This is a genomic window from Streptomyces sp. TP-A0356 (assembly GCF_001417775.1).
Taxonomy (GTDB): Bacteria; Actinomycetota; Actinomycetes; order Streptomycetales; family Streptomycetaceae; genus Streptomyces.
Genome location: NZ_BBZJ01000014.1, coordinates 284,254 through 300,961, shown reverse-complemented (window position 1 = coordinate 300,961; position 16,708 = coordinate 284,254). Strand labels below are relative to the sequence as shown.

Genomic DNA, 16,708 nt, shown 5'->3' with positions numbered 1-16,708 from the left:
CGCGACGCACGCATGCGGCCGCGCGGGGCGGTGGGACCGTGTCGTCGTCCGGACGTACGGTCTCATCGCCCCGCGCGGGCCGGCGGCTCCCGAACCGGGACTGTGTTCTCCGGCTTGTCCGCCCGTGGGCGCCCAAGCCTGCTGTACCGATCCTGCAGGTTCAGCCGGTGGTCGTGCCGTGGTCCTGCGGGCCGTGGGGCTGCGGCTCAGTGGGCCACGACGCGCGCCATGGATCCGCGGCGCGGCTGCATCGGAACACCGCCAGCGGGTTCCGTTGCGGGCCTGGCCGTGGCGGCCGGACGGCCGGCCGGGGCCGGCCCGCGGCGGGGCTGTGCGGCCGCGCCGCTCTGGACGTCCATCACGGCGTGCGCCACGAGACCGCCCATGGGGTCGTGCCTGATCAGGTCCCGCAGCCGGGAGCGGGACGAGCGTCCCTCGTTGCCCGGATACAGGTGCTTGCCGAGACCGACCGCGTGGGCCAGCGCGGCGAGCGCCGCGGTCCGTGGGTCCGGCGGGACGCCGGTACGGATCGCGGAATCCAGCCGGGACCTGATCTCCCGGCTGATGGCCGTGTCGGTGGCCTGGTACCGAGTCGTCGGCAGCACCCCGCACATCTGGCCGGGGACGGCCTGGACCATGCCGCACCGTTCCAGGTGCGACAGGTAGATCTGGCGGAGCCCGAGACGGGGTCCGCCGATCCAGTGGACAGCTCGTACGGGAGCGCCGCGCCTGCGCAGCAACTCCAACGCGCTGTCCAGGGTTGGATCTCCAGTCGGCCGTGGCACGACCACGGCGATACGATCCCCGTCTGGGGCTATCCGTCCGGCCAGCGCCAGCTCCACTAGCTGTGCTCCGGCCAGACCGAGGTCGAGCGACTGCGGCTGCGCAGTGGTACCCGTGGTCGGGTCCAGTGCCAGCAGCAGAAGCTCCTCCGGAATTGTTCTGCGGCTCCTGCCCATCCATGCCTCCCCGCGTGGATGAATGACAGGGTGACCCCTCTCACATTGGTCTGTCGAGGGTGCGTGACCGGAATGTAGTGGAACCGGTAGGTATGTCGTTCTCGTCTAGCCCAGGGGTCAATCCCTCACACAGGACACTGGTACATGGTTCGGACAGCACTGTCCGGGCGGCGGTTCACGGTTCGGCAAGGCGCGCGAGTGGGTGCGCGGCGCAAGGAGGAGGCATCGGTGGCGGGCGAGTCCCCCGACAGGTCGAAGCAGCACGAGTCGTCGGCAGAACGGACGTCGGGGAGCGGGGCTCCGGTTCCGGCGCCGGCCACCGGCGACCGCGATCCCCGGCTCGTGATGGCCGGCGAGAAGGTGCGGGTCGACCAGGCGACAGCGGTGATCTCCAAGCGGGCGTCGCATGACTCCGCCGGCGGGGCCGTGGACAAGGCCGGTGCGGTGTCCGAGGAGGCCGCGGGTTCGGCCGGTTCCGCGGGTTCCGAGGAGTCGGGTGAGAAGGACGACTCGGCGCGCGCGAACGCCGGTTCCGGCGGCCGGGGCGACGCCCGGGAACGTGCGTCGCTGGCTTCCTGGGTGCACAGCGCGGAGGACACCGAGGACCAGGAGGACGTCGCGTCCGATGCGGACTCGCAGCCCAAGTCGGGTGCGGCGGAGGGCCGTTCGGATGGCGAGGCTTCCGGTGAGGCGGAGGAGGCGGCCGCCGGGAGGGGCGCGGAGACGTCGGGGGGGAAGACCGCGGGTGCGTCGTCCGCGGAGGCCGCGGAGGCCGCGGAGTCGGCAGAGTCGGCAGAGTCCGGGGAGTCGGCGGAGTCGGCGGAGTCCGGGGAGTCTGCGGAGTCCGGGGAGAACGACTCCGAGACGGCCGCGAAGGACGAGGGGTCGGCTGCCGAGGCTGCCGCGGGGGCCGAGGCCGAGTCGAAGGCCGAGTCGAAGGCCGAGTCCGAGGCCGAGTCCAAGACTGAGGACGCCGCCAAGTCCGCCGACGAGCCGTCGGACAAGCCCGCCGACAAGGACGACGCCAAGCTCGCCGACGAGCCATCGGGCAAGGAGGCGGACGACGCCAAGCCCCCGGTGGATCAGCCCACGACGATGCTCAAGCTGGGCGACGCCAAGACCGCCGCCAAGCTCGCCGACGAGCCGTCGGACAAGCCCGCCGACAAGGACGACGCCAAGCCCCCCGTGGACCAGCCCACGACGATGCTCAAGCTGGGCGACGCGAAGCCCCCCGTGGACCAGCCCACGACCATGCTCAAGCTCGGCGGTACCAAGTCGTCCGACAAGTCCGCCGCCAGGCCGAGCTGGGCGGCCGGTGACAAGGCGGGCGCCCCCGGGCCCGGCAAGGCCGACAAGGCCGACAAGACCGAGTCCGAGGCGTCGGCCACCGACGCGAAGTCCACCGACGCGAAGTCCACCGAGAAGCCGACCGCCGAGTCCGGCGCCGAGCGCCCCGGCAAGTTCGTCGCTCTGAAGCCGCTGGACGAGCCGAAGCCCGCGCAGCCGAAGCCCGCGCAGCCGAAGCCCGCCATCAGCCCGGCCGAGGCCACCGCCGCGCTGTCCCAGGTCGGCCCGGAGCGCACCGCCCAGCAGCCGCTTCCCCCGAAGCCCCCGCTGGACCTGCTCGCCGAGCTGACGAACACCCCGCCGCCCCCGGAGACCCCGGTCCGCACCATCCTGCGGCGGGTCAAGATCTGGACGCCGCTCGCCGCCCTGCTACTGATCATCTTTGCGATCGTGCAGGCCGTCCGGCCGCTGCCGACCCCCACCCTCGCGCTGACCGCCGACGCCACGTACACCTTCGGCGGCGGCAAGCTCGACGTGCCCTGGCCCGGACAGGGCCAGTCGGCGGTCGAGGTCGACGGCGTCGGCACGATCGGCTCCGAGGGCAAGCAGGCCCCGCAGCCGATCGCGAGCGTCGCCAAGATCATGACGGCGTACGTCACCCTCCAGGAGCACCCGCTCAAGGGGAACGAGGGCGGCCCCCAGATCACGGTGGACCAGCAGGCCGCGGACGAGTCGAAGAACCCGGACGAATCGACGGCGGCCATCTCCAAGGGCCAGAAGTTCACCGAGCGGCAGATGCTGCAGATGCTGATGATCCCGTCCGGGAACAACGCGGCACGGCTGCTGGCCCGCTGGGACTCCGACAACGCGACCTTCGTCGGCAAGATGAACGCCGCCGCCAAGAAGCTCGGCATGACGGGCACGACGTACACGGACCCGAGCGGCCTGAACAAGACGACCGTGAGCACGGCCGTCGACCAGCTGAAGCTGGCGAAGGCGGTCATGCAGAACCAGGTCTTCCGCAGCATCGTCGGGATGGCGAAGGCGGACGTCCCGGGGCTGTCCAAGCCGATCTACAACAACAACGACCTGCTGGTGAAGCAGGTCGGAGTGATCGGTCTGAAGACCGGTTCGTCGACCCCGGCCGGCGGCAACCTGGTGTGGGCGGCCACGAAGGTGGTCGACGGCAAGACGCAGACGATCTACGGCGTGGTCCTCAACCAGGACGCCCACACCGGTCGCGTCTGGGACAGCCTCCAGCTGGCGCTCACCAACAGCCAGAAGCTGATCAGCAAGATCCAGCAGAGCCTGACCACCGCGACGGTGGTGAAGAAGGGCCAGGTCGTCGGGTACGTGGACGACCGGCTCGGCGGGAAGGCCCCCGTGGTCGCCACCAAGGACATGACCGCTATCGGCTGGCCGGGCCTGCGGACCAGGATCACGATCGGTGACGGCGGTTCAGCGGTCCCGCACGAGGCGAAGGCCGGGAAGGTGGTCGGCGAGCTGACGGTCGGCGACGGCTCCGGCCATGCGGTGACCATCCCGGTCGCCCTGCAGAAGGACCTCACCGAACCGGGCTACGGCGCGAAGTTCACCCGACTGGGCTGAACCGGCGCACCGGACGTCCGGTCGGGCACCCGCACCCCGCCGACGGGGCCCCCACCCGGGGCCCCGTCGGCGGGGTGCGTGCTAGCGTCGCGAGATCGGGGCAGGTCTGTAGCAGTCGATCCTGGCCCGGGACGGACCCCCGGAAGAACCCCGACGGAACGGTGACGGAACTCTTGCGGATGTCCGGACACGGGCCGAGAACGGAACCGGACGCGGGGCGAGAACGGAAACGGGACACGGGGAGTGCCTTCAGGTGGCCACAGCGGAGCCGACACACGCCGACGACGCCGATCCGGGCCGTCAACCGGGCCGGACGGCCGACTCGCGAATACCGCTGCGCGCGCCCGACGCCGGCCCGACGCGGCACCCGGCCACCGGGGCCCTCGGCGAAGGCCCCCGGTCCCGGGCCGCTGACACGTCCTCCGGCGACGCTCCCCGGTCTACGGCCGAGGACGCGTCGCCCCGCGGCGCCGCCCGGCCGTCGGCCCCGGCACCGGCCCCGGCCCCCGCGAGGGGCTCCGAACCCCCTGCCGACGAGGCGGCGACGGCGCCCCGTCGCCGCGCCCTGCTCGCCCGCCTGAGGTCCTCACGCGGCGCGGACCTGGCCCGCGGGCACCCCGTCCTGGCGGTCACGGCCCTCGCCGGGTTGCTGCATCTCGTCTGGTTCTTCACGTTCGCGAACAGTGGCGGCGACCTCGCCGCGCAGGATGCGTGGGCGGAGTTCGTGGGACGGCACCCGGACTCGGCGTACAACCTCGCCTGGTACGGGGGCATGCACCCGGTGTCGTACAGCGTGGTGTCGCCGTATCTGATGTCGGTGCTCGGCGTCCGTACGACGATGATGATCGCGGGGACGATCTCGGCCGGGCTGCTCACGCTGGTCCTGATCCGCAGCCGTGCGGTCAGTGAGCCGTGGTGGCCGGCCCTGGCCGGGGTCTTCGGGCTGCTGTGCAACGCCATCTCGGGGCGTGTGACGTTCGGCCTGGGCACGATGTTCGCGCTGGGCGCGACGGCGGTCGTCTTCTGCTGGCCCTACCGCTGGCGCTACAAACGCTGGGCGAAGGCGCTCTGCGCCGCGCCGCTGGCCGCGCTGGCCACGATGTCGTCCCCGGTGGCGGGCCTGTTCGTCGGCCTCGTGGCGGTGGCGCTGTTCCTCCAGAAGCGGCGCCCCGGCGCCTGGGCGCTGGGCCTGGCGCCGGCAGTCGTGGTCGCGCTGTCGGCCTGGCTGTTCCCGTTCTCCGGTACGCAGCCGATGACATGGGCGTCGGCGACCCTGCCCTTCCTCTTCGCGGTCCTGGTCTTCCTGCTGGTCCCCACGGAGTGGAAGACGGTACGGATCACGGCGGCGGTCTACGGGCTCTCCGTGCTCCTGGTCTGGCTGATCAGCTCGCAGATCGGCTCGAACATCACACGGCTTGCGATGCTGTTCGCGGGGGTGGCGCTGGTCGCGGCGCTCCCGTTCGCGGTGCCGCGCAGCCGGAAGTGGTACGCCCTCGTCCTCGCGGTCGCGGGCTTCGCCGGCTGGATCGGCTTCAAGACGGTCGACGACATCGTCCACACGACCCCGGCGGCGTCCTGGGCGCGCGAGCTGGCACCGCTGGTGAACCAGCTGCAGGTGGTCGGCGCCGAGAAGGGCCGCGTGGAGGTCGTGCCGGCGCGCTCGCACCGAGAGGCGTCGGCGCTGGCCCCGTACGTGAACCTCGCGCGTGGCTGGAACCGTCAGGCCGACATGGAGCGCAACCCGCTCTTCTACGACGACACGCTCAACTCCGCGAACTACCACTCCTGGCTGCAGCGCTGGGCGGTGCACTACGTGGTGCTGCCGAAGGGGGAGCCGGACGGCGACGGCGGTCAGCGCGAGCGCCAACTCGTCCAGCGGGGCATGCCGTATCTGACGCAGATCTGGGGCGACGCCAACTGGCAGCTGTTCGCGGTCACCGACCCCACTCCGCTGGTGGATCCGCCGGCGGTCGTCGACCGGGCGGAGCAGGGCGAGCTGACGATCGAGGTGAAGAAGGCGGGCCGCGTGCTCATCCGCGTCCCGTACTCGCCGTGGCTGGGCCTGGTCGACGCACAGGGCAAGGGCGTCAAGCCGCCGCAGGAGACGGAGACGTCGAAGCACCGCCCGGAGGGCACGCCGAAGACGTACGACAACGTCAACGGCTGTCTGATGGAGACGGCTCAGGACGCGTCGGGCGACAAGTGGACGGAACTGGTGGCCCCCCGCCCGGGCACCTACCGTCTGGCTGCTCCCTACCAGCTCCCCCGGGGCACACCGTGCCCGCCGGAGCTGCGGTGAGGGCTGCCCGCCTCGCGGGCAACCCCGGCCGGCCCACCGGACGCCTTCCGCCCGGTGACGAGGACGCTCCCCTCTGACCCAGGGGCAGGGTCAACTCTGCCCCAGGGGCAAGGTCGACCGCCGGGCCGGACGGTCGGGTGTCCGGCCCGGCGGCCGCCCGTGGGGCCCGGCGTCAGGCGAGGGCCTTCTCCACCGCCGCCACGATGTCCGCCGCCTCCGGCTCCGTCTGCGGCGAGAAGCGGGCGGCGACCCGGCCGTCCTTCCCGATCAGGAACTTCTCGAAGTTCCAGCGGATGTCCCCGCTGTGTCCCTCGGCGTCCGCGAATCCGACGAGGCGGTCGTACAGCGTGTGCCGCCCCTCGCCGTTCACCTCGATCTTCTCGGTCATCGGGAAGGTCACGCCGTACGTGGCCGAGCAGAACTCCGCGATCTCCTCGGAGGTCCCGGGCTCCTGCCCGAGGAACTGGTTGCAGGGCACCCCGAGCACGGTGAAGCCCAGCGGCGCGTACCGCTCCTGCAGCCGCTCCAGGCCCGCGTACTGCGGCGTCAACCCGCACTTGGAGGCGACGTTCACCACGAGGACGGCCTTGCCCGTGTACTGGGACAGGTTCGCGGGGCCGCCCCGCAGGGCGTCGATCTCGACGTCGAGGACGGAGCCGGCGGTGTTGTCAGTAGTCGTCATGAAGCGGATGCTAACTCCGGTTCGTGACGGGCCCGTCAGACCCGCTGCGCTGTGACGAGCACCTCACCGGCGACGGTACGCGAGTACAGCACCGACCGCCCTGCCCGCCGCCGCTCCACCAGCCGCGCGTCCAGCAGCACCTTGAGGTGGCGCCCGACCGACCCGAGGCCCTGCCCCGTCACGGCGACCAACTGGCTCGTGCTCATGGGGGAGTCGAGAAGGACGAGGACCCCGGCCCGGGCCGGCCCGAGCAGCGCGCCGAGGCCGGTTGGCACCGCCTCGCGCGGCCCCTGGGCCAGTACTCCCGCGCACGGATAGACGACGGCGTACCGATCGCGCTCCTCCCAGGACACCCAGCCGGTCCGCTGCGGGGTGACGGGGACGAAGACCAGCTGCGCGCCGGAGATCTCGCGCGGCGGGTACTCGTGCAGGTTGACCTGGAGCCGGTTCCCGCCGAGCCAGCGCGTGCGGCCAGGCCGCAGGGTGTCCACCGCGGCCGCCCAGCCGCCCCGGCCGAGCCGTGCGGTCCGCGCGACCACATCGGCCTCCAGGACGCGCCGCCGCCGGTCCCAGGACGGGCGTACCGTCCGCGTCCACACGTAGGTCAGCAGATCGGCGGCGCGCCGGGGCAGGTCGTCACGGTCCAGCGGGGCGGGGAGCGGGCCGCGCAGCGAGACGGTGAGATGGGCGCGGGCCCCGGCCGGTGAGGCGGCGCGCACCCGGGCGACGCCCTCCTCGAAGGTCTCCCCGTCCCTCGGGGTGGGGGTGAGGAAGTCGGCGATCCACTCCTGGCCCAGCCCGCTGCGGACGAGCAGCGCGGTGACGGGGTCGGCGGCCAGCCGCCGGCGGTATGCGGGCAGGTGGGCGTCCAGCCAGGCGCGTTCACCGGGGTGGCAGGCGGTGCCCGCGTGCAGCAGCTTCAGACTCGCGAAGACCTCGGCGAGCGGCGACAGCACGAACCGGCTCCCGGCGAGGGTGTCGGCGTTGACGTACCAGAGACCCATGGTCCGTCCGCCCTCCCCGTGTTTCGCGCGCACGCGAAACAATAACGACCGCCTTCCGCGCCCGCTCAGACTCCGCGCATGCGCAGCTACTCCGATCTCTTCCGCTCCCGGGAGTTCACCCCGCTCTTCCTGTCCACCGCCCTCCAGACGGCCGCCTCGACCCTGGGCGGCCTGGCCCTCGGCACACTGGTGTACCGCGCCACCGACTCACCGCTGCTGTCCGCGGTCAGCATGTTCGGCCCGCAGCTGGCGCAGGTCGTGGGCGCGACGACGCTGCTGTCGGCGGCGGACCGACTGCCGCCGCGCGCGACGATGACGGGCATCGCGTGCGCGTTCGCGGCCGGTACGGCGCTGCTGGCGGCACCGGGCCTGCCGATCGCGGCGGTCTTCGCCCTGATCCTGGTCCTCGGCCTGGTCCAGTCGCTCGGCGGTGGGGTCCGCTGGGGCCTGCTGAACGAGATCCTGCCCGACAACGGCTATCTGCTGGGCCGTTCGGCCTTCAACATGATGAACGGGATCATGCAGATCACCGGTTACGCGACCGGAGGCGTCCTGGTGGCGCTGCTCTCCTCGCGCGGGACGCTCCTGACGGCCGCGGCGCTCCACCTGGGCGGGGCCCTGGCGGCCCGGTCCGGCCTGACCCGCCGCGCCCCCCGCACCGCGGGCCGCCCCTCGGTCGCGGGGACCTGGCGCACCAACGCGCTGCTGTGGTCGTCCCGGGAACGCTGGACCGTCTACCTCCTCCTGTGGGTCCCGAACGGCCTGGTCGTCGGCTGCGAGTCGCTGTACGTGTCCTACGCGCCGGACCGGGCCGGTGTGCTGTTCGCGTGCGCGGCGTTCGGCATGTTCGTCGGGGACGTCACCACGGGCCGCATCCTGCCGCTCGCCCTGCGCCGCCGCCTCGGCATCCCGCTCCTGCTGCTCCTGGCGACCCCGTATCTGCTGTTCGCCCTGCGTCCCGCCGTACCGGTGGCGGCCGTTTGTGTGGCTCTGGCCTCGGTCGGCTTCAGCGCGGGCCTCGTCCAGCAGGAGCGCCTGATGGCCCTGGTCCCGGAGGGACTGAGCGGTCACGCCCTGGGCCTGGACTCGGCGGGCAGGCTCACGATGCAGGGCGTGAGCGCGGCACTGGCGGGAGCGGTGGCCCAACTCACCGCGCCGGCGGTGGCGATGACGGTGATGGCTGCCGGGTCGGTGGGGGTGACGCTGACGCTGGCGGCGGCGGCCAGGCGCCGGCCGCGGGGCGTCGCGGGTGGTTCCGGGGCCGCGCAGGACGGTGTGGAGCAAGTCCGTCGCCCGGCGATGTGATCAGCGGCAGCATGGAGGGGTATTCGCCGTCGCATGGGGAGAGCGCGTCATGCCCTACAGCTCCGCGGAGTGGCCCGTACGCAGCCTGCTGGGGGTGCTGTCGCCGCCGGTCCGGCAGGAACTGCTCCAGCTGGGGGCGGAGAGACCGTTCGAGCCGGGCGATGTGCTCCTGAGCGAGGGCGCGCACGACCGGCACGTCCTGGTACTGCTCTCCGGCTTCGCCAAGGTGACGGCGAGGGTGGAGAACGGGGAGACGTCGTTGCTCGCCGTCCGTTTCGGTGGTGACACGGTCGGGGAGATGGCGGCCATGGACGGTTCGCCGCGCTCCGCCACGGTGACGGCCTGCGGTCCCATGACGGCCCGGGTGCTGCAACCCGGTGTGCTGCACGCCCTGATGATGCGGCGGCCGGAGGTGTCCATGGCCCTGACCAGGATCGTCGCCGACCGGCTGCGCTGGGCCAACCGGCGGCGCCTGGAGTTCCGCGGCTATCCGGCGAAGGTACGGCTGGCCCGGCTGCTGGTGGAACTCGCCACCGCCTACGGCCAGCCGGTCGACGGTGGCGTGGTCGTCGGCTGCCGGCTGACCCAGCCGGAGATCGCCGCGCTCACCGGGGCGGCCGAGTCCACGGTCCAGAAGGCGCTGCGGGAACTGCGCGAGGACGGCCTGCTGGAGACCGGCTACCGCTCCACCACCATCCGTGATCTGCCCCGGCTCAGATGGCTTGCGGATCTGGGGCCCGAGGAGTGAGGCCGCCCACGGCGCCGGTCAGGACAGCAACGGGCACAGCGCCACGAGCAGCCCGGCGCTGACACCCATCACGGTCGTGCACACCACAGCGCCGGTCAGGCACCGGTACTTGCGCAGGGCCACGCGGGCGAGGAACCGGATCGCCCGCGACAACTCCCGCCGCTCCACGACCACGTCACCGTCCGGATCCTCCGCACCCTCTGCCGGAAGGATGTCGGGTCCCGTCGCGAGATGGGCGAAGCCGTACCGGTTGGCCTCGGCGGAGCGCAGCACCCTGGGCCGCAGGGTGGCGGCCAGGAAGCCCGCACCGCCGAACAGCCCGACGAGGAACAGCGCGAGCAGGGATCCGGCGAGCACCCCCGCCGCCCCGCCGCGTTCCGCGGTGTGCAGGGCCTGTCCGCTCCAGGAGCCCGCCGTGCCGACCAGCGCCGCCTGCGCGGCCGCCAGGATCCCGGCCTTCGTGTCGGCGTGCTGGTGGGCGGTTTGCAGGGCGGTGAACATGTACCGCGCGGGGCGGTCGTCCGGGTCGGCACCGGCGGACGGCATACGGCCTCCTCGGGTCGGTGGCACGCTCGTCGTCACCGAGTACACCCGCTCGCCGGCGGAAGGACCTGGCATTTGGGCGGGATTCGGCGTTCTTGCGGGCCTGCGGCCGCCTTGCGGGATTCCTCGGCGTTTGGGCTCCGGGGCTCGGCTGGTCGTGTGGTGAACCCCCTGTCCGATTCCGCACTCCCCTCTTCCTGAACCCGCCCGTAACGTCCGTCGGCCCTTGTATGTTTTCGCCTTCTACCACATCCCGTATTTCGACGGGGTCCGCGCGGGGCGCGACGTGTACCACTGGCGTACCGGCGTCCGCGCCCGGGGGAGCGGACGCCGGCCGTGTTCCGGAGCGCGCCCCGGACCCGAGGGGCACTGGGGTGTGACTCCATTGAGTGAGCGGGGAGTTCAAGCATGGAAACGTTCGGGCGCAGACTGCTGCTGGCGGTCGACGCGAAGGGCTACGGGGGCGTCGACGTCCTGACGCAGCGGCAGTTGCAGGAGGCCATCCAGCGGCTGCTCGGGGAGGCCGCCGCCGTGGCCGGTCTGCAGCGGGAGCGGTGGAGCACACAGGAGGCCGGTGACTCGGTGCTCGCCGTCCTGCCCGAGGGAGCTTCGGAGCCGGCCCTCGTCGACACCTTCATGCGGCAGCTGGACGCCGGCCTGCGGGCCTTCAACCACGGTCGGCTGCCGGAGGCATGGCTGCGCCTGCGGGCCGTGGTGCACTTCGGCACGGCGTCCCCGGCGGCCAACGGCTTCGTCGGCCGCGCCCCCGTCGAGATCGGCCGGATGCTGGACAGCAGGGTGCTGCGGGCCGCCCTGGCCGCGGCACCGGGGGCGTGCCTGGCCGTCGCGGTCTCGGCGACCGTCTTCAACGACGTGGTCCGCGAGGCCTACACCACCATCCGGGCGCAGGAGTTCCGCGAGGTGCTGATCGAGGAGAAGGAGTACGCGGGGCGGGCGTGGGTCTGGGTGCCCGGATACGACGTCCGGGCGCTGGGTCTGGACGGCGACGGGCCGCACGCCGGCGGTGGTGGTGGGGGCGGGGGTGGTGAAGGGGCCGGCGCGCGCCCCCTGAGTGCGCCAACTACTCCCAGAGACACGGTAGTTCAGTCCTTCCATGGAACCGTCCACGCCGAGGGCGCCGTCTTCGGAATCTCCAAGTGACCCGAGTGACGGCTGAGGATGTACGAGGAACGAAAAGAACAGGGCGAACCGAGAGCCCAGGGCGGACAGCCGGAAGCCGGATCCGCCCCTGAGGACCTCGCGGGGGCGGTCGTCCCGCCCCCGGACCACGGGGCCCCGACGCAAGGAGCGCCCACGCAGGAGCCGGTGGCCCCCGCTCAGGAGGGACCAGTCCCCGGCGCCGACGGCCAGGGTCCGCGGGACGAGGGGGCCGCCGACCAGGGTTCCCGCGCCGAGGGGGCCGCCGGCCAGGTGCACCACAACAACGTCAACCAGTACTTCTACGGTGCCCTGGACGCCACGCAGGCCCTCTTCGGCATCGGCTCCGCCGACTCCGCCAACGCCCGGCGCCGCGCGGTCGGCCGCCTCGACGCGGGTGAGGCGGACGTGGTGCTGGCGTCCTATGTGGAGCCCCCGTGCTTCGACGAGGCCGTGCTCGCCCTTCAGCAGGACGGTGTGGTGGTCCTCGTCGGGCCGCCAGGCACCGGGAAGCGGTCCGGGGCGGTGGCCCTCGTCGCCGCCGTCGCCGGGGGCAGGGAGTACGTGGTGCTCTCCCCGGGCCGCAGCCTGGAGGATCTCGCCACCGGGCGCCCCGCCTTCGAGAAGGGCGTCGGGTATGTGCTGCTCGACCGGATGCACGACGGACCGTCCGGGACGGCGGACTTCGACTGGCGTCGCGTCCGGGACACCGTGCGGGAGAGCGGCGCCCACCTGGTGGTCACCACCGTCCACCAGGTGGAAGGGGAGGCGCCCGGCTCCGTACGCCATGTGCCCTGGCAGCTTCCGGACCTGGCGGCCGTCCTGCGGGTGCGGCTGGTGCGGGCCGGCTGCGCCGGGGACACCGTCGAGCAGGCCGTCGCCCTGCTGCCCGCCGGGTGCGGGATCACGGAGGTCGCCGTGGCGGCCGACCGGATCGCGCGCGGGTCCGACCCCGCCGAGGTCTGGCGGGAGTACGGCAGCAGTGCGGCCAGGCCCGTGCGCGACTGGTTCGCGGCGGAGCGCTCGTTGCAGGAGCTGGCCGAGGTGACCACGCTGGCCTTCGTCACCGGGGCCGGCTACCGCGACTTCGAGACCTGCCAGGAGCGGCTGGAGGAGTGGCTGGCCCCGGCCGTGTGGGAACCGCCCGCCGAGGGCGCGGCGGCCGACGCGCCCCGGCCGGCCGTCGACCGCCGGTTCTCGCTGAACCGCAACACCCTGGTCGCCGTCGAGAAGCGGAAGCAGGGAGCGCTGACCCGCACGGTGCTGGTCTTCCCCAACCCCCAGTACCGGCAGTGGGTACTGGAGGAGCTGTGGGCCACGCGGTCGACCTCGTACTGGAACGGGGTGCGGAACTGGCTCACCGAACTCCTGCGCACCCAGCCCGACCCCGGGCTGCAGCTGTCCGTCGCCGCCGGTCTCGCCCTGCTCGCCCGGCCCGCCTTCGACGAGGTCGCGGAGAGCTGTCTGCACCCCTGGGCCGGCGGCGCGGCGGGCCCTGCCGGACAGTCCACGGCCACCCTGGTGCTGCAGTGGATGTGCCTGGACGAGGGACTGGCCGCCATCGCGCTCGGCGTCGCCCGCGACTGGGTCCGCGCACCCGACCCGGCGCTGTGGTCGACGGCGACGACGGTGTTCAGCGGGGCGCTCGGCGTGCGCTTCCCCACGGACGCCGTGCACACACTGCTGCGGCTGATCGGCCGGCGCGCCGGCCGGCCCATGGAGGCGGCGGCCGCCCTGGCCGATCTCGTCTCCGTCCTCGCGGAGTGCCACGAGGACACCGGCGTGGTGTTCCGTGCGCTCGCCTACCGGCTCGCCGTCCAGCGCGGAACGCTGGCCGCCGGGCACCGCAAGGAGAGCACCCTGGACGCCGTGCTGACCGTCCTGCGGGCGCGCGACACGCGTACCGGACGGCTCGTCTGCGCCGAAGTGATGGAGCGGCAACCCGAACTGATCGACAAGCTGGGCGAGTTGTGGGCGGGCGTGCTGGGCAACCGGCCGCGCCAGGCCCTGGCGCTGCGGGGCCTCAACGCCACCCTGCGCGCCCTGCCCACCGTGTGCGAGCAGCCGGAGCCGGTGGCCGCGCGCTTCGGTGACGCCCTGGGCACGGCCCTCCAGCCGACCGAGCGCCGGCTGCTGAGCACGGTCCTGCGGCCGATCGCGGCGCGCCCCGACGAGCCGGCCGCCCCCCTGATCGACACCTTCCTTACCGCCGTACTGAGCACGGAGGACTGACACGTATGGCCGAGAGATACCCGCTGGTCGAGCAGCGGGAGTACGGGCCGCCGGAGAAGCGCGGCGGCTGGCTGAACAGGCGCGCGATGCGGGAGGCGGACGAGCTGCCCCGGCTCGCCGCGCACCATGTGAGGGTCTTCCGGGTCGGCGAGCAGTACGTCGAGGACCAGGGGCACCTGCGGCCCGACGACCCGGTGGTGGTCGAGGCCGGCTCCGTCACGGTCGTCGACCGGCGTGTCGAGGTGCCCGTAGTCGTGGAGACACGCATCCCGTCCGCCGAGGCGGGCGACTTCACCGTACGGGTCACGTTCTACTGCACGGTCACGGACGCCTGCGCGGTCGTGCGCGACGGGATCACGGACGTGGAGGCGCTGCTGCTCAGCCACCTCCGCAGGGTGCCGGGACTCACCGAGGACGGCGGCGACCGGCCGATCGTCGAGTCCGCCGCCGTACGCGACCGGATATCCGCCCGCCTGACGGCGTATCACGAGATGCATCCGCCCGTCGTGTCGGGCCTGCGGGCCCGCAGCGGCCTCGTCGAGGTCCTCACTCCGGAGGAACTCGCCGCGCACCTCAAGCAGATCCAGGACGCCAGGCGGGCCCGGGAGCTGGACCGCGAGCTGGAGGACCTGAAGCAGCAGCGGGCCCTGGACAAGGCCCTCGCCGAGGCCGAGCTGGAGCTGAAGCAGGAGGAGATCCGGAACCTGAACGCCCGTCTCAAGGAGCGCAACCGGCAGGAGGAGGAGCTCAGCAAGGAGCGCAACCGCCAGGAGTACGAGACGCTGCGGACGCACTACGAGTTCGGGGCCGGCACCGAACGCCAGAGGCACGACCTCACCCTCGAAGCCGAGCGCAACCACTTCGTGCGCGACCAGCTCGCCGCCGACTTCGAGGTGATCGGCTCCGACCCGCTGGCCGCGGACTTCAACGCCTGGCGCAACGGCGACATCACCGCCGACCAACTCGCCGGGCGGCTGCGCGAGGCGGAGCAGTACCGGGACCAGAAGCAGACGGAACGGGCCCGGCTGGAGCGCGAGGAGCAGCTCAAGCAGCGTGCGTTCGCCCGGGAGGACCAGCGCTGGCAGGTGGAACGGGACGAGAAGCGCCTGGCGCTGACCCGGCAGGCGGAACGGGACGAGGCGGCCGCCCGGCAACAGGAGCAGAGCCGCCGCTGGGATCTGGAGCGCGAGGACCGGCTGCGCCAGCGCCAGGAGAACCGGGAGGACGCCCAGCGGCTGCAGCACGACCAGCGCGAGTGGCGCCGGGAGCAACTGGCGGCCAAGGTCGGGCTGAGCAAGCAGGTCATCGACCGCGGCCTGATCGACAGCACCATGTACGACGCCGGCGCCTTCATCAACAACGTGGGCGACATCCCGTACACCCAGGCCCAGCCGCTGCGCCAGGGTGGAGAGCGGGAGCTGCAGAAGGGCGAGCTGCAGCGCATCCCGCAGCCGGCCAAGGAGGGCGACGCGGTCGAGTACGACGGCGGCGACGACGGCGACCTCGACCTCGGCGGTACGGACTCGGAGGCGTCCCTTGGCCACTGACACTCCGGTCCGGCCCCCGGACAGTGCCTCCTTCGACGACCACCGGGGATCCGTGCGCCCGGTGCCGCGCGGCCGTGGCCTTCCGGTCCGGCTGCGTCGGCTCATCGGCATCGACGAGGAGCTGCTCGCCTGGGTGCCGGAGGAACGCGCCCGTTACACCTGGTACGGCGCGCTCGTCGGCAACACGGCGCTGCTCGGGGCCCTGTCCATGAGCCTGGCGCTCACCAGCTTCCGTCCCGATCTGCCGTTGCCGGCCGTGCTCGTGGTCGCCGTGGTGTGGTTCTGGGTGATCCTCGCGATGGACAGCTGGCTGGTGTCGAGCACCCATGGCACGGCCGTGAAGAAGTGGACACTCATACTCCGCTTCCTGTTGTCGGTGCTCCTCGGTGTGTTCATCGCCGAGCCGATCCTCTTCCAGATCTTCGACAAGGAGATCCGCCAGGAGGTCGCCGTCGGCAACGAACGCACGGTGGCCGACTACCGCGGCATGCTCGTCTCCTGCAACCCCACCGACGGCGCGTCCACGGCAGCCCGACCGGAGTGCCTCCGGTACCAGCTGAAGGTGGCGGGCTCGCCCGCCGAGCTGGCCGCGCAGATCCAGAGCAACGCCGCCCGCACCAAGGCGCTCCAGACCCAGGTCGACGCGATCAACAAGACGCTGAACGACAAGATGGCCACCGAGCAGCGCGAGTGCGGGCCGGACCACTGGATCTGGCGGGGCGGCGGCAGGGACGTCACCATCACCTGCGAGCGGGCACGCCAGGACTCGTCGTCGTACCGCACCACCAGCAAGGTGTCGACGTACGAGAAGGAGCTCGCGGACCTGGTCGCCAAGGGCCGTACCCTGTCCGCTCAGAAGGACGGGGCGGCCGACGCGTACCAGCCGGTGCTGCAGAAGGCCATCGACGCCAAGACGCGGCAGCGGGCGGGCGACCTCGACACCGACGGCATCCTGACCCGGGCGCACGCTCTCAAGAGCGTCGCCGGTTCGGACGGCTTCGCCTTCTTCCTGACGGTCGTCCTCCACCTGCTGCTGGTGGCCCTCGACTCGCTGCCCGTACTGGCCAAGTTCATGAGCGGCGCCACGACGTACGACACCCTGCTCGGCGCCCGCTTCGAGGCGAGCCGCCGTCTGCACACCGAGGAACTCCAGGTCCAGCAGGCGTGTGCGCGCATGGAACACGAGGTGCAGCGCCACCGGGTCGAACAGGAGACGACCGACCGCATGCGGGGCCTGGAACACGAGTACCGCGCCCTGCGGAGCGAGCGCGCGGCCGACGAACGGGCGGAACTGGAGGCGAGGATGGCGCGGATCCTGGGGCCGGGGAGGATGTGA

The 16,708-nt window shown here is 72.5% G+C and carries 12 protein-coding genes; 8 read left to right on the top strand and 4 right to left on the bottom strand.

Annotation, left to right across the window (positions count from 1 at the left end; genetic code table 11):
• Window positions 1-206: 206 nt before the first annotated feature.
• On the bottom strand, window positions 207-959 hold the full coding sequence (locus ASC56_RS07350) for a GPP34 family phosphoprotein (RefSeq protein WP_055490407.1): 753 nt from the start codon (window positions 957-959) through the stop codon (window positions 207-209).
• A 228-nt stretch (window positions 960-1,187) separates the two neighbouring features.
• On the opposite strand from ASC56_RS07350, the gene ASC56_RS07345 reads away from it, so the two are divergent.
• Both ASC56_RS07345 and ASC56_RS07340 read left to right on the top strand, forming a co-directional pair.
• Complete coding sequence (locus ASC56_RS07345; protein WP_055490406.1) at window positions 1,188-3,854, top strand: serine hydrolase; 2,667 nt, start codon at window positions 1,188-1,190, stop codon at window positions 3,852-3,854.
• Window positions 3,855-4,107: 253 nt separating this feature from the next.
• On the top strand, window positions 4,108-6,153 hold the full coding sequence (locus ASC56_RS07340) for a hypothetical protein (protein ID WP_055490405.1): 2,046 nt from the start codon (window positions 4,108-4,110) through the stop codon (window positions 6,151-6,153).
• Window positions 6,154-6,325: 172 nt separating this feature from the next.
• On the opposite strand, the gene ASC56_RS07335 is transcribed toward ASC56_RS07340, so the two are convergent.
• Together ASC56_RS07335 and ASC56_RS07330 are read right to left on the bottom strand one after the other, a co-directional pair.
• Complete coding sequence (locus tag ASC56_RS07335; protein ID WP_055490404.1) at window positions 6,326-6,835, bottom strand: glutathione peroxidase; 510 nt, start codon at window positions 6,833-6,835, stop codon at window positions 6,326-6,328.
• Window positions 6,836-6,870: 35 nt separating this feature from the next.
• The gene (locus ASC56_RS07330) at window positions 6,871-7,839 is read right to left on the bottom strand and encodes a helix-turn-helix transcriptional regulator (RefSeq protein WP_055490403.1); all 969 of its coding nucleotides are present in this window, start codon (window positions 7,837-7,839) and stop codon (window positions 6,871-6,873) included.
• A 78-nt stretch (window positions 7,840-7,917) separates the two neighbouring features.
• Here ASC56_RS07330 and ASC56_RS07325 point away from each other — a divergent pair, with 78 nt between their 5' ends.
• Both ASC56_RS07325 and ASC56_RS07320 read left to right on the top strand, forming a co-directional pair.
• On the top strand, window positions 7,918-9,144 hold the full coding sequence (locus tag ASC56_RS07325; RefSeq protein ID WP_055490402.1) for a hypothetical protein: 1,227 nt from the start codon (window positions 7,918-7,920) through the stop codon (window positions 9,142-9,144).
• A 49-nt stretch (window positions 9,145-9,193) separates the two neighbouring features.
• A complete protein-coding gene (locus ASC56_RS07320; protein ID WP_055490401.1) occupies window positions 9,194-9,892 on the top strand; it encodes a Crp/Fnr family transcriptional regulator in 699 nt (232 codons plus the stop codon).
• Window positions 9,893-9,910: 18 nt separating this feature from the next.
• Here the strand turns inward: ASC56_RS07320 and ASC56_RS07315 are convergent, their stop codons facing one another.
• Window positions 9,911-10,438 (bottom strand): Pycsar system effector family protein, encoded by a 528-nt coding sequence (locus ASC56_RS07315; protein ID WP_055490400.1) that lies wholly within the window; start codon window positions 10,436-10,438, stop codon window positions 9,911-9,913.
• A 405-nt stretch (window positions 10,439-10,843) separates the two neighbouring features.
• On the opposite strand from ASC56_RS07315, the gene ASC56_RS07310 reads away from it, so the two are divergent.
• From ASC56_RS07310 to ASC56_RS07295, 4 genes are all read left to right on the top strand, one after another.
• Window positions 10,844-11,596, top strand: a complete 753-nt coding sequence (locus tag ASC56_RS07310) for a hypothetical protein (RefSeq protein WP_055490399.1) — start codon at window positions 10,844-10,846, stop codon at window positions 11,594-11,596.
• 165 nt (window positions 11,597-11,761) lie between these two features.
• The gene (locus ASC56_RS07305) at window positions 11,762-13,825 is read left to right on the top strand and encodes a hypothetical protein (protein WP_234376867.1); all 2,064 of its coding nucleotides are present in this window, start codon (window positions 11,762-11,764) and stop codon (window positions 13,823-13,825) included.
• Window positions 13,826-13,830: 5 nt separating this feature from the next.
• A complete protein-coding gene (locus ASC56_RS07300; protein ID WP_055490397.1) occupies window positions 13,831-15,372 on the top strand; it encodes a hypothetical protein in 1,542 nt (513 codons plus the stop codon).
• Window positions 15,362-16,708, top strand: coding sequence for a DUF4407 domain-containing protein (locus ASC56_RS07295; RefSeq protein WP_055490396.1), 1,347 nt, complete (start codon window positions 15,362-15,364; stop codon window positions 16,706-16,708). Before ASC56_RS07300 ends, ASC56_RS07295 begins: the two co-directional genes overlap by 11 nt.